This window comes from Pseudorhizobium sp. NPDC055634 (genome assembly GCF_053618655.1).
Window position 1 is genome coordinate 159,309 of sequence record NZ_JBSHHW010000010.1, and the last position, 15,083, is coordinate 174,391.

Sequence of the window (15,083 nt, forward strand, 5' to 3'; positions counted from 1 at the left end):
CTTGGCGTGATCTTGTGCCCCTCTACAAGGAGGCAGGATGCTGGTCGGGCAATCGCTGTTCCAGTCGGTTCTGACCCGGCTGGACGAGGAAGGCAGGGAAGAGGCGGAAGGACCTGTGTCGCCCGCATTCCGGCAGCAGGGGCTGAAGACGGGGTTCGTCGTCGCCACGGCCGGGATGGACGCGGCGGAGCCGGGCCATTCGGCCGGCAGTGCCTATCTGGACCTCCTCGCCGAGATCGGGCCGCCGGAGCCCCTGCCCGCCGGGGAACCGGAGGCGGCCGAACCTGCCGAGGAGCCCGTCGAGGAGCCCGTGCCCCCGCACCTTCTTCGGCTCACCGAGGCGGAAATTGCCGAGGACCTCGGCCTCGGGCCGACCGACAGCGCCGAGACGCTGGCCGAACGGCGCCGGCGCTTTGCCAAGGACAATCATCCGGACCGGGTGCCGGAGGCGCTTCGCGACAATGCGACACTGAGGATGAAGACCGCGAACCTCCTCATCGACCGCGCGATCAAGGACCTCTACTGGCGCTCGTCCTGAGCGGCCTCGGACGCGGGGCCGGCAGGCGGCCTGCGATAGAACTCGTAGAGGAGCTTGTAGGCGGCATAGGCTCCCACCCCTCCGACGATCACGCCCCACATCGGCGCACCCATCCAGAATTCGAAGCCGGTCCAGGCGGCACAGGCGCCGACGATCAGGAGCCGCGCCCAGAGCGGCCTGTAGATGGGATGGTCGAGGTCGATCATGTCGTCATTCTCCGGCCGCCTGCATTGGCGCGCGAAGGGAAAGGATATCCTGGTCTATGAGCTGAAAGGCAAGCCCCAGGTGCCCTTCGTAGACGAGAGCCGGCTCGTCGGCGACGACATCGAGCTGCGGCATGCCGGAAAGGCGCACCACGTGGGTCTGCGCCAGCCCCTCCTCTACTCCCGCCCGCATCAGGTCGTAATAGCGTATCCCGGGACCGGTGATATGGACCGGCATGTGGCCGTGCAGGCTGAGAAGGCGCGAAATGCCGGTGCCGAGCGCGATGCCGGCCTGCCGGAAGGCAAAGCCCGCCATGCGATGGCCCTGGCGCGCCCGAAGCGCGATCTTGTCGACTTCCGGCAGGGGCACGATCTTTGCCGGAACCGTGTCGAGCGGCACCTCGAAGGCCGTGCGCAGTACCGCGTAGAAGCCGGCATAGGCCTCGATGCAGCCGCGCGCGCCGCAACGGCAGAGGGCCCCGCCCGGAATATGCAGCATGTGCCCGAAATTGGGCGCGGAGATTTCCGCCTCGCCGTCGCCGCCGGTGCGGGCGATCCCGAGCCCGATGCTGTGGCCGAGGGACAGGGCGGCAAGCGAGGCCGAGGGCGCGGCGGCACGCCCGAGGCGCTGCTGCAGGGCCTTCGCGACGAGAAGCGTCTCATTGTTCAGGATGACCTTGCTGCCCCAGTCGCCGCCCAGGGCAAGCCGGAAATCGACGGCGTCGGAGCCGAGCATGGGCGACCAGACGAGAACCGGTTCGTCGGCGCTGACGAGGCCCTTGCTGCTGATCGAGACGAGAAGGACCTGCTCCCTGCGGATCGACGAGCGCTCGACCGCCCGGTCAAGGCCGGCCGAGATGGCGGCGACGAAAGCGAGCGCCGTGCCCGCGACCCTCGTCTCGCCGAAACGGTCGAGCAGCATGCCGGCATAGTCGACGAGGGAATACTGGATCCAGTCGGACGAGACGATGACGGTGACGAGATAGCCGCAGCCGCGCCTCTGCCCGAAGAGCACGCGGGGCCTGCCGCGACCCGTCGCCGCCTGCTGCTCGCTCTTTTCTATGACGGCGCTGCGCTCGAGATCCGCGGTGATGGCGGACACGGTGGCGGAGGAGAGCCCGGTCTCCTCGGCGATCTGCGTATGGGAAAGCCTGCCCCGGCGCCTCAGCGCCGATAAAACGAGCCCGCTGTTCTGTTGCCGGACCAGTTCGGTACTCGACTTGCCCAGCATCTATGCCTGCCTCTCCCTCGGTTTTTCATCCGATAGTCGAATAGCCGGCTTCACTCAATCCACCTCATTGACTCCCCCGAAATTCTCTGACAGTTATTTTCTCGACTGTCGAGAAAAAAGCGATCCTGCTTTGACTGGCAGCTAATCTGGCGGGGGGAGAGCACGGAGGCTTGGGCCATCCGCCGTCACTCGGGAGGACATCATGAAGTCAATCATCAAGCTGATGGCTGGTGCAGCCATCGTCGTGACCATGCAGGGCGCCGCCGCCCTGGCGCAGGAACCCGTCGTCGGCGTTTCCTGGTCGAACTTCCAGGAAGAGCGCTGGAAGACGGACGAGGCCGCCATCAAGGCCGCGCTGGACGCGGTCGGCGCCAAGTACATTTCGGCCGACGCCCAGTCGTCCGCCGCAAAGCAGCTTACCGACATTGAATCGCTGATCTCGCAGGGCGCCAACGCGCTGATCGTGCTCGCGCAGGATTCCGACGCCATCGGCCCGGCCATCGAGAAGGCCACCGCCGAGGGCATCCCGGTCGTCGGCTACGACCGCCTGATCGAGAACCCGGAAGCCTTCTACATCACCTTCGACAACAAGGAAGTCGGCCGCATGCAGGCCCGCGAAGTGTTCAAGGTCAAGCCGGAAGGCAACTACGTCTTCATCAAGGGCTCGTCCTCCGACCCGAATGCGGACTTCCTCTTCTCCGGACAGGTGGAAGTGCTGAAGGAGGCGATGGACGCCGGCAAGATCAAGAATGTCGGCGAGGCCTATACCGACGGCTGGAAGCCCGAGAACGCCCAGAAGAACATGGAGCAGTTCCTGACCGCCAACAACAACGAGGTCGATGCGGTGGTCGCCTCCAACGACGGCACGGCCGGCGGCGCGATCGCGGCGCTCGACGCCCAGGGGCTTGCGGGTTCCGTGCCGGTGTCCGGCCAGGACGCCGACAAAGCGGCGCTCAACCGCGTCGCCCTCGGCACCCAGACCGTCTCGGTCTGGAAGGACAGCCGTGAACTCGGCAAAAACGCCGCCGAGATCGCGCTCGCCCTTGCCGGCGGCAAGACCATGGACGAGATCCCGAACGTCCAGACCTTCACCGGCGGCCCGAAGGGCGCCGAGATGAAGTCCGTCTTCCTCGCTCCCCTGCCGATCACCCAGGACAATCTCGACGTCGTCATCGACGCCGGCTGGATCAGCAAGGACGAGGCGTGCCAGGGCGTCAAGGCCGGCTCCGTCGCAGCCTGCAACTGACATCCGACCTGAAGCGACCGGTTCCCGACGTCTGCCGCCCGGCAACGTCGGGAACCTCCTCATGAGACGCAGTTCGAGCGAACTGCCCGAAGCCGGCGCGACCGGGATCTCCCGCGTGGCGATCCAAGCGCCCCAATAGGCGGGGAACGGCAGGAATGGCCGATACGATACAGTCCACGACGACCGGCGGACCGCGGCAGGCGGACGCCAACCTGGTGACGCGCTTCTTCCGCGCCACCGAGATAGACACACGCCTGCTCGGCATGGTCGGCGCGCTGCTGATCATCTGGCTCGGCTTTCATTTCCTGACCGGCGGCCTGTTCCTGACGCCGCGCAACCTGTGGAACCTGACGGTCCAGACCTCCTCCGTCGCCGTGATGGCGACCGGGATGGTCCTCGTCATCGTGACGCGCAACATCGACCTTTCGGTCGGCTCGATCCTCGGCTTCACCGGCATGATCATGGGCGTCACGCAGGCCCATATCCTGCCGCAACTCCTGGGCTTCGACTACCCTGGCATCTGGATCCTGGCGCTGGCGACCGGCCTCGTGGTCGGGGGCGCGATCGGCGCACTGCAGGGCTCAATCGTCGCCTTCCTGGGCGTTCCCTCCTTCATCGTCACGCTCGGCGGGCTGCTCGTCTGGCGCGGCGCCACCTGGTTCGTCACCAGCGGCCAGACGGTCGCGCCGATGAACGCCACCTTCCGCCTGATGGGCGGCGGCACCGAAGGCTCGATCGGCGCCACCTGGAGCTGGATCGTCGGCGCGCTCGCCTGCCTTGCGATCGTCGCCGCCATCATCAACGCCCGGCGGCAGCGCAAGCGCTTCTCCTTCCCCCGCCGGCCCGTCTGGGCGGAATACGTGATCGGCGCGATCAGCTGCATTCTCGTCCTCGGCGCCGTCCAGGTCGCCAACAGCTACTACTGGCCGGTCGCCATCGCCCGCCGCTATGCGGAGGCCAACGGCATCGCCTGGCCGGAGGGCGGGCTGCTCATCTCCCACGGCATCGCCGTTCCGGTGCTGATCGCCATCGGCGTCGGCATCGTCATGACCTTCATCGCCACGCGGCTCCGCTTCGGGCGCTACGTCTTCGCCATCGGCGGCAATCCGGAGGCGGCGGAACTGGCGGGCATCAAGACCCGCTGGGTGACGGTGCGCATCTTCGCGCTGATGGGCATGCTCTGCGCCATCGCCGCGGCCATCTCCACGGCCCGCCTGAACGCGGCGACCAACGCGCAGGGCGAACTCGACGAGCTCTACACGATCGCCGCCGCGGTGATCGGCGGGACGTCGCTGTCCGGCGGCATGGGCACGGTTGCCGGCGCCATGCTGGGCGCGCTCGTCATGCAATCCCTCCAGTCCGGCATGGTCCTGCTCGGCATCGACACGCCGCTGCAGCGCATCGTGGTCGGGGCGGTCCTGGTGCTCGCCGTCTGGCTCGACACCGTCTACCGCGCCCGCGCCAAGTAAACAGGAGTTTTCATCGTGACGGACCAAAACACTCCGCTCGTGGAAATGCGGAATATTTCCATCTCCTTCGGCGGGATCCATGCCGTCGAGAACGCCAGCATCGACCTTTATCCGGGCGAGGTCGTCGCCCTGCTCGGCCACAACGGCGCCGGCAAGTCGACGCTGATCAAGATCCTGTCGGGCGCCTATCGCCGCGATGCCGGCGAGATCCTCATCAACGGCGAGCCGGCTGACATCAAGAACCCGCGCGACGCCAAGGGATACGGCATCGAGACGATCTACCAGACGCTCGCCGTCGCCGACAATGTCGATGCCGCCGCCAACCTCTATCTCGGCCGCGAGCTGCAGACCCCCTGGGGCACGCTCGACGATGTCGCCATGGAGGCCAATGCCCGCAAGGTGATGGGCCGGCTGAACCCCAACTTCAAGCGCTTCAAGGAACCGGTGAAGGCGCTCTCCGGCGGCCAGCGTCAATCGGTGGCGATCGCCCGTGCCATCCTCTTCGACGCCCGCATCCTGATCATGGACGAGCCGACGGCGGCGCTGGGCCCGCAGGAGACCGCCCAGGTGGGCGACCTCATCAAGCAGTTGAAGAAGGAAGGCATCGGCATCTTCCTGATCAGCCACGACATCCACGACGTCTTCGACCTCGCCGACCGCGTCTACGTGATGAAGAACGGCCAGGTGGTGGGCCATGCGCGCACGAGCGACGTGACCAAGGACGAGGTGCTCGGCATGATCATCCTCGGCAAGTGCCCGCCCGGCTCGACACCGGGACCGGGCGCGATGATGATGGCCTGACAAGGCCCCCCCGAGCCCTTCCTGGAGCCCTTCCTGAAGTCCTCTCCCCACCCGTCGGCACGCCGCCGGGTGCCGCCTGCCCCGGCCCGCGCCACCGGTCCGGCCGCCCGGTTTATTTTCCGCGCCGAGACGATGATGGGGCATTGATGCCGGCCGCATCCTGGGTTAAGTACCAGCCATCGGAGCGGCGAGCGAGACTCGCCGACGGTTAGCACCCGTAGCTCAGCTGGATAGAGTGTTGGATTCCGATTCCAAAGGTCACAGGTTCGAATCCTGTCGGGTGCGCCATTTCCGTTCAAAACTGCGAACACCGGGCCAAAATTTTTTGCTGCCAGACATCGCTTGGTGGATAGCTGCCTTGTTCCCGATGATTCTGACCTCTCTGTCCCCGACCTGGACCTGATCGACGACGGCCTGGATATAGGCTTTGCGGAAGGGAATGTCGCCGGAGGTGATGTTCTCACGCATCATCCTGCCGAACTCCTCGACGACGGCGGGCGGGATGTCTGAGGCGGGCACGGCATGCGTTCTCGCGCGATCGAGGGAGGCCTGGATGCGCTCGCGGTCGATCTTGAGGGCGGCGATGCGTTCGCGCAGGATATCGTCCATTTCGGCGATCCCGTCCTCGATCATAGTGTAGATGCGCTTGAGCCTGGTTTCCGCCTCCGTCAGTTCCCCTTGAAGACGGACGATTCGACCATCGACCTCGGCTGCCTTCGCGGCGCGACCAGCGGAGATGGCCGCGAGCATTTCGGTTAGGCGGGTCGAGTTGAGGAGGTGATCCGACAAATGCTCGACCACCAGTTCATCGAGCGTGTCCATGCGGATAGAGCGACCCGTGCAAGCGCCCTTACCAGCGCGGGCGGCATTCGAACAGGTATAGTAGCGATGCACGGTGCCGTTCCTCGACGTGCCGGTGCGCAAGGTCATGCCACCGCCGCAGGTGGCGCAGGTGGCAAGCCCCGTCAGCAGGATCGGCCCCGTCACGACACGCGGCGGCGTCACCTTTGGGTTCCGGACCTTCAGCATCGACTGCACCGCCTCGAACTCATCGCGCTCGATGATCGCGGGCACCGCCACGCTCACATGCTCTGAGACCGGCTTCGCCTTTTTTGTGCGTGAATCCCGCCGATTGAATGTCAGTTCACCGATATAAGTGCGGTTGGTGAGAATGCCGTGCAGCGTACCAACGCCGAAACGGGCTCCGCGCTTCGTGCGCTCGCCCATCGCATTCAGCCGCTTGACGATCTCTTTCGTGCCCAGCGGCCCGGACCCGCCGTCGCCGGTATGATAGAGCCTGAACATCATGCGGACGGTCTCCGCTTCGACCGGATCGATCACAAGCTGCTTCTTCGACTTGTTGCCACGCCGCTCGACCTCGACGGCGCGATAGCCGAGGGGAACTGGCGACCCATTGTAAAAGCCCTGCCGGGCGTTCTCCTTCATGGCGCGGATGACGTGTTTCGCATTCTCGCGAGATTGGTACTCGTCGAAGAGTCCGATCACCTGGCGCATCATGACCTGCGCTGGATCGTCGCCAAGCTCCTGCGTGATCGAGACCAGCCGGACTTCCGCCTTGGCAAGGCGCCGGATGTACATTTCTAGTCCGAAGCTATCGCGGAAGAAGCGGGAATAGGAATGGACGAGAACGACATCATAGGGATGATCCCCGTCTGTGGCCCGCTCCACAAGACGCTGGAAGGCCGGCCGATTGTCGTCGGTCGCTGTAGCACCCGGCTCGACATGCTCATCGACCAGCCGCCAGCCCTTGGAGAGGCAGAAAGCGGCGATCTGCTTTCGCTGGTCGGGGATCGACAGATCGTTGTCGGCCTGCCGTCCCGTGGACACACGCAGATACGCGACCGCGCGTAAGGGCGGCATGATCGCGAAGTCGAAGGCTTCAGTTTTTTGGGGCATGGTCATGGCGAGCTCCTTTTCATGTTCAGCGAGCCTACCGCGGCATCCGGAGCGATGGAGCCCGAATGCCGGCGATACTCACGCATTACCGGCTCGTTGCGGACATGTCCGTCACGAACCCGAGCCCAGCCAGGGAACCGACAGCCCGAACTGGCGCAGCCTTCGTCGGAATATGCGGAGCCGGCGGAATGCGGCCGGTGATCACAAGGACGTCCGTGACCCGCTTGCGGCGTCCGGGCGCCGTATCGGCATCCACGACCTGCCCCTTGCTGAACGTGTCGCAGAACAGCCAACCGCTAACCGCTACCAGATGCCCAGTCACGCGTACGACGCAGGGGTAGGTGCGCTGCATGCCGGTCCTGTTGTCCAGGTAGGCTGCAAGGGTTGGAGCATCCGCTACTTTCTGCCAACTCACGGCGAAACCGAGCAGCCGGAGCACTTTTTCGGTTTCGACGAGACGCGTTCCCATGATCGGAGGCGCACGACGGCGGTTCACCCAGCCTGATCCGTAACGCACTAGCCTGTAGCAGTCGCGGACCCGGGAGATCGGCTCCCCGGTGATCGCTGCCACTGCTGTCGGCCCGCAGAAAGCGCGGGATTTCGTGTCGTTGACGATATCGTGCAGATAGCTGGTTTTGATCGCAGACGTCGCCGAAACGGCACATGCTTTTGGCTTGGAGGCGGGCTTGCCGGTGACGGCGTCAGCGAATGGGAAGCTGTACCTGGAAGTAGGCTTTTGGGTCACGCAGTACTCTCTGTGATTGTATGATAGTGCGCGAAACGCCTGCGATTGGGTGCGTTGCCCGGCGTCTGCATGGCTGGGGAGGAACTGCCGGACATCGACCGGCCGCAGACATGCGGCATCGAGCACGGCGGTGAGGAAGGGGACGAGACCGGCTAGCGGGAATACATGATGGGGGCCTCCATTGACGATGGAAGCATCCTGACGCATCTCTGGCGGTAAATCAAGTATTATTTCTGATTATCTGCTCTTTCTGACGATGTCAACATTTGTAGCGCGAATATATTTAAAAATCTTTTTGGGGAGTATCATGATGTTTACTACAATTTTATTCAATTTTATCTGAGTAGAATCAGGATATAGTTGCCTTCACTGCACGACCTCGCCATCTGGACCTCGACAGGTTCCATTGCCGCGCCCGATACCGTCATCCCCGGCCGATACTGACCAGGAGATGGGTGACAGCCTCGGACAGGAAGCTTTCGATCACTGCGACCTCGGTGCCTGTCGCCGGCACGGAGTCCGGCCAGTCGCTGGTGACGGTGAAGCGGGCCTTGTCCGTCCAGTTGCCGCGCGTGGCCTTCTGGCGCGCCGGCCGGGCAACACCCGGGCGGTAGCGGACGGTCGGGCGTGTCGTCGTGGCCGGATCACAGCGCATGATCGACCTCCCGGCCGATGCCACGGCTCCGGCGTGCAGGAGGAACGGCTGGCGGAGGCGTCTCCCGCCCCGCGGTACTGGCCGCGGAATGGACAGCGCCTGCGACATCCAGTGTGGTTTCCTTGACGTGACGTGTAGCAAGCCGCTCCGCCAGCCAGCCACGGCGGGCCTCCGGATCCGTTCTTGGTTCGGCGGGTGTGGTCGAGCTTCCGCGCATTTCGGCATCGATGCGGGTGCGATCGACGATCAACGCCGTTGCCTGGCGTGCACGGCTGGCGGCGACATAGATATCGTGCCGGTCGAAGGCTGGCGTCAACAGAACGGCAGCCTTGTCGACCGTCATCCCCTGCGCGCCGTAGATCGTCGAGGCATAGGCCCAGCCGAGTTTCGCGCGACCGTGCTCGTCGGCGATATCGGTCGTGCTGAAGCGGACAGTCCGGTCCCCGATTCGCGCCTCGATCATCGCAGTGCCGGAAGGCTGCGCGGACGTGCTTTCGCCCGTCATGAACATGTTCATGATGGTCCCGACCGTACCGTTGACGACACCGAGATCATCATTGCGTGTCAGGAACCGGATACGGTCGCCGGAGGCGAGCGCCAGGCTGCTGGCATGACCGGAGGGCGTGACGGCCGTAACAGCCATGTCCTCGCCCGTGACGATGCCGTGGTCCCTCAGCCGTCCGCGCACCTCCTGGCCGATCACCGCGACCTCCGCATTCGTCCTGGCCAGGATCAGCGCGGTTTCGGGATGCGCCCCGAGCAAGCTATCCTCGACCCGATCGACTACTGCACGGATCGCAGCCGTCTGGCCGTCAACCTCCGTCAACAGGCCACCGTCGGCGAAGGCATTGAGAGCCGTTTTCGCATCGCCCGCGCCGAACGCCGTGACGGCTTCGCGTGCCCAGGCATCATGCTGGCGCACGATTGTCGCGACCTTCGCTGTATCGACGGCATGTGCGACAAGCCGCAGACCAGAGCCCGCGCCGATCGCCTGGAGCTGGTCGCGGTCGCCGGCAAGCAGAACCTTCGCACGGGCATCCCGCGCATGGGAAATAAGATCGTGCATCTCCCTCGATGACAAAAGCCCGGCTTCATCGACGATCAGCACCGTACGCGCATCGAGGAACGGCTTGCCCTGCTGTGCCAGCGCAAGCCAGGAGGCCGTCGCCCGGGATTCGATGGCAAGATCGTCGCGAAGAGCATTGGCGACCCGCCAGGCCGTTGCAGCGCCGACGACACGATAGCCGGCGCTCTTCCAGGCCTCCACGGCCGGCGACAGCAGCGTCGTCTTGCCCGTGCCGGGTGCGCCTTCGACAACGGCGAGTCGTCGGGAACGGGTTGCGTCCAGAACGGCAACCGTCTGCTCCTCGCTCAACCCCTTCCGGCCGCATTCGGCGCGAAGCTTCTCCCGATCGACCGCGAAGCCTTCCGTCGCCGCGAATCCAGCAGCCATCTCGACGATGTCGCGTTCGATCCGGATCATCTCCGGCGTCGAGTAACGCGGAAGGCCCAGCCGGTCGCGGCCGATCTCGACGACGAGGCCGTCGGCGAGAAGCCGATCGACCTCCATCTCGACGTGCTCCGCGCCAAACCCCGTGCCGACCAGAGCTTCACCGGCCGCGCGGAAGAGGTCGCGGCGATCGAGCACGCTGCGCGTTTCCGTGAGGCTGGCAGGCAAGGTTGCTAGGCGTTCGGAAAGCAGGGTTTTGGGTGGCGGACCATCAAGCTCGTGCCTGGCCGCTGGTGCCAGGGAGGTTGCGACATCAAAGCCAATACGCGACGCGGCCGCCGACCAGGCTTCCTCGAGAGACAGGCCACCGGCCGTCTTTGCAACGCGCGTGGTCTTTGCTACGGCGGCGGCCAATGCGGCAGCGTTGCCACTCTCAACGCCGGCCAGCGCCAGTTGCTCGACAATCTCCTGCCGGCGCGCCGAGAAGTACCTTATGGCATCGTCGCCGATGCCCGCAATCTCGAACGTGCCATTCTTGCCGATACGATCGAGGACAAAGCCCGCATCCATCACGCCTGCTGCGAGGGCCGCGTGATAGACTGCTCCCGCCGCCATTTTCCAGTCGCGCAAAACCGTCGAATGCAATGCACCGACCGAACCGTCGCCGCGTGTGGCGAGATTGAGCACGACACAATGGGTGTGAAGATTGGGATCGGCGAAGGTCACGCCGTCGGCATGTTCGGCCGGACGGCTTTCGCCATGGCGGAATGTCGCCGCCGTCAGCGCCACCCGTTCGATCCGTTCGCCGCCACGTCCACGGCGGGCAAAGGCAGCTTCGCGCTCCAGCATCTCCAGCGTCTGCCGCACGGCACGTGTATGGGCAGCTTCGATTGCCCGACGGCTCTGCTCGTCGCCCAGCGCCCAGACAAGCGAGACCGAACGGGGAGCCGAGAGCGTCACGTCGAAGGCCGGCACCCGATCGAGTCGGCCGCCGCTGTTCGTCACCAGCGACTGTCCGTCCGCATCCTTGCCGGCAAACAGCCGCTCGAAAACGTCTGGATCGACAAGCCTGCCATCGGTCAGTCCGAGATCGCCGCCCGGTGCATACCACGCACCGCGCGGCTCGATGCCGCCTTCTCTGGCATAATACGCCGTCTGTTTCGAATAATATTCCGCGCTCGCCGCCGGGTTCCAGGTCGCAACCATCGTCTCGTCTCCATGTCTGAGACGATGGTCCGCCCCCTGCGGAATGTTGGTGGCCTAATGACCCGAATAGCTCTCTATGCCATTGTGACGATTGGGGATTTTCATGTTTCCGGTTGAGCGCCCGATTGACGTGGGGCCGGGGCGGCAGGGCTTTTCACCAGCCACCCGCCCCGATCCGGCCTTGCAACCCCGACCAGCCGGTCGGATCGGGGCTGATCCTTGTCACATCCCGGCAGCGCGATCCTGCCGGCCGCGCGCAACCTCGGCAGGTCGCCGCACTCTCCAGCGGCCGACAGGCCAGGCGAGCATCGCCACGTCGCCGTGGCCGACCACCAGCGCCCGTATACGGGGCTTGCCGCCGGTCGGTGAGGAAAGGCCAAGCTCACCGGCAAGGATATCGGGATCGGCGACGGCGATCTCCTGCGTGCGTCGCTCGAACCGTGGCTTGCCGTCCGGTCCCTGGCCCGTCTCCTCCATCCAGGAGACGGTGCGGCTGCCGATCCAAGACTTGGAGATTTCCGAGGCGGTCGCGCCGCTCGCCACGCGGCCGATCACCTTCGTCGTCATGTTGTCGATCAGATGCTGCGCGCCGTCGGCCCCGTATATCTCCTTCAACTGCGCCGGAGACTGGATCGCCGCCACGATCCGCACACCGAGCGAGCGGCCGATCGCCGCAAGCCGGGGCACGGCTGGACTGTGTCCGATCTGGGGAAGCTCGTCGAGGAAGAGCCAGGTTGCCGCTGGTGCTGCCCCATCGGTGGAAGGCGCCGATCCCGCCTGGTCGGCGACGATCTTCAGGACGATCCGGCACATTGCCGCCGACAGTTCCGGTTGCCGGCGCGACTGGCGCAGGATCAGACTGGCACCGCCCTTGCCCGATGCCCAGCGCCGGATCGATACGCCGTCCCCCGCAGCCTTGCCATCGGACGCAGCCCCCATTGCCGCGAACGCACCCGCCATCCGCACCGCGTTGGCCGCCAGCACGTAATAGAAGGACATCGCCTGCCGGCGCGTTTCGTCCTGCTCGACATCGATCAGCGCCGCCGCGACCGGATCGCTCTCCTTCAGGAACGCGAAGAGCTCGACAACGGGCTTGGAGAGGATATGATCGAGCTGCCGCCAGGACCACACTTTGCCGCGCTTGCGGGCCTCCATCTGGAGGCGCACCAGGATCGCCGTCAGCACCTGCCGCGCCCCGCCCGACCATGACGGGTCGCTGGTTTCCCGGATGATCTCCGTCGCAAGCTCCGCCGCGTCCTCGCGTGTGACGATGTCGAGACCAAGCATCCAGCGGTGGCTGCGCACATCGTCGAGCGAGAGGAGGCAAAAATCCTCGTCCGGGAAGCGGGCCGTCACATCCCCTTTCACGTCCAGCGCCAGAAGCCGGTCGCCGCGCGCGATCGCCCCGTCCATGATCGTTTCCATGACCGTCGTCTTGCCCGCACCCGTGCCCCCGACGAGCAGCATATGTTCGCTTTCGAGCGCGCGCGGCATAACCAGCCCCGCAGCGAGCTCAACACCGGGATCGGCGACTCCGAAGCGTTTCGACCATATCGCCGCAAGGCTGCGCCGCGCCGCCTTGCCGGCCACAAGACGCGGTCCCTTGACGTGAGAGACCAGCGGCTCGGCGAGTACATCGGCAAGACGGGCCTGTTTTGCTTCCATGCCGACAAGCGTGCCGACAAACAACGCCGCCACGCCCCGCACACTGACCGGCAGTTCGATCCCGAAGGAGGACAGCAACGATGCGAGTGCGAATGGAAGGTCGAGCAGTCGGGCGAGCGAACCGACCGTATCGCCACGCTCGATGACAGTTCCGACATATTCCCGGACAAGGGCGACGAGAAAGATCATGTCGGCGTCCCGTCTTTCGTCCAAATGTCCGATCCAGGCGACGGGCGGCAGCACCGTCATCATCGCCGAGAACATGCCACAGGCGACGGTAACGGTGACAAGCACCTGCACGATGGTCGCCAGCATGACCGGCTGGCGCGGTGTCAAGGGATGAAGGTTCATGACGGCCTCCTGGACAGGCGCGTGCGGTCGCGCAGGACGACGATCAACGAGCCGGCGGGAAGCGGCTGGTCTCCGATCCCCGCAAGATGCCGGTTGAGGCTGGCAAGATCGCCGGCATCCATCCGCAAGAATGTTGCGGCCCTGGCGAGCGTCAGCCGGTTCCCGCCCGTCCGATAGACGCAGCCGTCCGTGTGCCGACCGAGACGCTGGCAACGCGGCCAGTCCGACGCGTTGTGCGACAATGGCCCAGTAGCGGAAGGCGGCGGCGCCACCATCGCCGCCACCCGATCGAAAGACAACGCGGCAAGAACGATGCCGGCGCAGAACCAGACCGTCGGCGAGACGCGCCATCGCCGGACAGGCCGCGTTGACGTTGTCATTACCCTTGCAGGCCCGCTGCCGACGATGGGACAGGGTTTGGGGGCAAGGCCGGCAAATTCGGCGCGCTGCGCGGCGAGCGTGGCAAGCCCTTCGGGACCGATCAGGGCAAGCGCCGAGGCCGGAACGGTGGCCAGGCGTTCAGCGGGAAGCATGCAGAGCTGCCGCACGATCTCCGCACGGCCATCCCTTCCTTCCCTGATGGCCGTCCGCACCAGCGCGTCGAAGTTCATCTGTTGTTCGGGATCATGCGTCATGGCTGTTCCCTTTCGTCGCCAGGGACAGAGCCTTGAACGACTGGCTAGCCTGCGCAAGGAAAGCGGCGACATCGCCGCGCAGCACCTTCGATGCCGGACGGCTCCGGCCCGTCCAGGACTGGATGGCGGGAATGTCGGCGGCGACCACGTCCACAAACCGCTTGCCCGCCGCCTCGAAGGGCAGCCACGAACCAGGCGCGATCGCCGGCAGTTTCAGGAGGGATGTCTTGCGGCAGAGCGGTTCCAGCCCTTCGCGCCAGACGAGATCGGCGGGAGAGCCCGGATAGAAGCGGAACGGCCCGTCGCGGCCGTTGAGGACAATGCCGCGCGCCACTGACGGCAGCACCCGCTCGACCGCTCCCGCCGTGCGCACAGCACCGCGCATCGCTTCCGGCTCGGCCGTCGCCGGCACCAGCCACAGCGCCGATGCGCCCGCCTCGACAAGATCGGCGTCGAGATCGACGAGGCCGCAATATTCCTCGACCAGCATCTGCTGCGGCCCGCCGATATCGACAATCAGCGCCACACCGTCGGCAAGCGAACGCTCAATCGCCGCATAGAGCGGATCGAAGGCCGTCACGATCGCCGCCGGATCGCGTCTCAGGTCGTCGAGGCGCGCCGGAGCCACAGTCGTCACTCGTTCGCCGAACAGCGCCGGCAGCCGGTCCTGCTCGTCGATCTGCGCGATCCGGAACGTTGCGCCCTCGACTTCCATCAAATCGCCGACCAACGCGCTGACAAAGCTTTTGCCGACCCCGCCCTTGTCCGAGCCGACGAAGATGATGCGGGGTGGCTCGATCCTGACCGGCCCGGCCACCTGCGATGTAGTGGAAGATGATAACTTGCCCATGGGAAACTCCTTTGTTGTTGCATGGAGTCCCATTCCAGCATCGCCCGCCGACGCTGGTGGCCTAATGACCTCGAAAGACTTGCGGTGATCAAAAGAAAGAGGCCGGCGCAATCACGCCGGC

Annotated in this window: 13 protein-coding genes and 1 tRNA gene; 5 read left to right on the top strand and 9 right to left on the bottom strand. The window is 65.3% G+C overall.

What is annotated here, in order from left to right:
- Nucleotides 1–37: 37 nt before the first annotated feature.
- Entirely contained in the window at nucleotides 38–538 is a 501-nt protein-coding gene (locus ACWGPT_RS16745) for a hypothetical protein (protein WP_452606762.1), read from the top strand.
- On the opposite strand, the gene ACWGPT_RS16750 is transcribed toward ACWGPT_RS16745, so the two are convergent.
- Nucleotides 520–744, bottom strand: a complete 225-nt coding sequence (locus ACWGPT_RS16750) for a DUF3329 domain-containing protein (protein WP_452606763.1) — start codon at nucleotides 742–744, stop codon at nucleotides 520–522. The genes ACWGPT_RS16745 and ACWGPT_RS16750 overlap by 19 nt on opposite strands.
- A gap of 4 nt (nucleotides 745–748) precedes the next feature.
- Nucleotides 749–1,972, bottom strand: coding sequence for an ROK family transcriptional regulator (locus tag ACWGPT_RS16755; RefSeq protein WP_452606764.1), 1,224 nt, complete (start codon nucleotides 1,970–1,972; stop codon nucleotides 749–751).
- A 202-nt stretch (nucleotides 1,973–2,174) separates the two neighbouring features.
- On the opposite strand from ACWGPT_RS16755, the gene xylF reads away from it, so the two are divergent.
- The 4 genes from xylF to ACWGPT_RS16775 all read left to right on the top strand — a co-directional run bounded on the left by xylF (nucleotide 2,175) and on the right by ACWGPT_RS16775 (nucleotide 5,776).
- Entirely contained in the window at nucleotides 2,175–3,218 is a 1,044-nt protein-coding gene (gene xylF, locus ACWGPT_RS16760; protein WP_452606765.1) for a D-xylose ABC transporter substrate-binding protein, read from the top strand.
- Nucleotides 3,219–3,373: 155 nt separating this feature from the next.
- Nucleotides 3,374–4,687 (top strand): sugar ABC transporter permease, encoded by a 1,314-nt coding sequence (locus ACWGPT_RS16765; RefSeq protein WP_452606766.1) that lies wholly within the window; start codon nucleotides 3,374–3,376, stop codon nucleotides 4,685–4,687.
- Between the two features lie 15 nt (nucleotides 4,688–4,702).
- Complete coding sequence (locus ACWGPT_RS16770; protein ID WP_452606767.1) at nucleotides 4,703–5,488, top strand: ATP-binding cassette domain-containing protein; 786 nt, start codon at nucleotides 4,703–4,705, stop codon at nucleotides 5,486–5,488.
- A gap of 211 nt (nucleotides 5,489–5,699) precedes the next feature.
- A tRNA-Arg gene (locus ACWGPT_RS16775) sits at nucleotides 5,700–5,776 on the top strand.
- On the opposite strand, the gene ACWGPT_RS16780 is transcribed toward ACWGPT_RS16775, so the two are convergent.
- The 7 genes from ACWGPT_RS16780 to ACWGPT_RS16810 all read right to left on the bottom strand — a co-directional run bounded on the left by ACWGPT_RS16780 (nucleotide 5,747) and on the right by ACWGPT_RS16810 (nucleotide 14,962).
- The gene (locus ACWGPT_RS16780) at nucleotides 5,747–7,411 is read right to left on the bottom strand and encodes a recombinase family protein (protein ID WP_452606768.1); all 1,665 of its coding nucleotides are present in this window, start codon (nucleotides 7,409–7,411) and stop codon (nucleotides 5,747–5,749) included. The two genes, ACWGPT_RS16775 and ACWGPT_RS16780, sit on opposite strands and share 30 nt — an antisense overlap.
- 79 nt (nucleotides 7,412–7,490) lie before the next feature.
- Nucleotides 7,491–8,150: a hypothetical protein gene (locus ACWGPT_RS16785; protein WP_452606769.1), complete on the bottom strand. Its 660-nt coding sequence runs from the start codon at nucleotides 8,148–8,150 to the stop codon at nucleotides 7,491–7,493.
- Nucleotides 8,151–8,574: 424 nt separating this feature from the next.
- Entirely contained in the window at nucleotides 8,575–8,805 is a 231-nt protein-coding gene (locus tag ACWGPT_RS16790) for a hypothetical protein (RefSeq protein WP_452606770.1), read from the bottom strand.
- Complete coding sequence (gene mobF / locus ACWGPT_RS16795) at nucleotides 8,795–11,461, bottom strand: MobF family relaxase (protein WP_452606771.1); 2,667 nt, start codon at nucleotides 11,459–11,461, stop codon at nucleotides 8,795–8,797. Before mobF ends, ACWGPT_RS16790 begins: the two co-directional genes overlap by 11 nt.
- 222 nt (nucleotides 11,462–11,683) lie before the next feature.
- A complete protein-coding gene (locus ACWGPT_RS16800; RefSeq protein ID WP_452606772.1) occupies nucleotides 11,684–13,477 on the bottom strand; it encodes a type IV secretion system DNA-binding domain-containing protein in 1,794 nt (597 codons plus the stop codon).
- The gene (locus ACWGPT_RS16805) at nucleotides 13,474–14,112 is read right to left on the bottom strand and encodes a hypothetical protein (protein WP_452606773.1); all 639 of its coding nucleotides are present in this window, start codon (nucleotides 14,110–14,112) and stop codon (nucleotides 13,474–13,476) included. The genes ACWGPT_RS16800 and ACWGPT_RS16805 overlap by 4 nt, the downstream gene beginning before the upstream one ends.
- A complete protein-coding gene (locus ACWGPT_RS16810) occupies nucleotides 14,102–14,962 on the bottom strand; it encodes a hypothetical protein (RefSeq protein WP_452606774.1) in 861 nt (286 codons plus the stop codon). The genes ACWGPT_RS16805 and ACWGPT_RS16810 overlap by 11 nt, the downstream gene beginning before the upstream one ends.
- Between the last annotated feature and the right edge of the window lie 121 nt (nucleotides 14,963–15,083).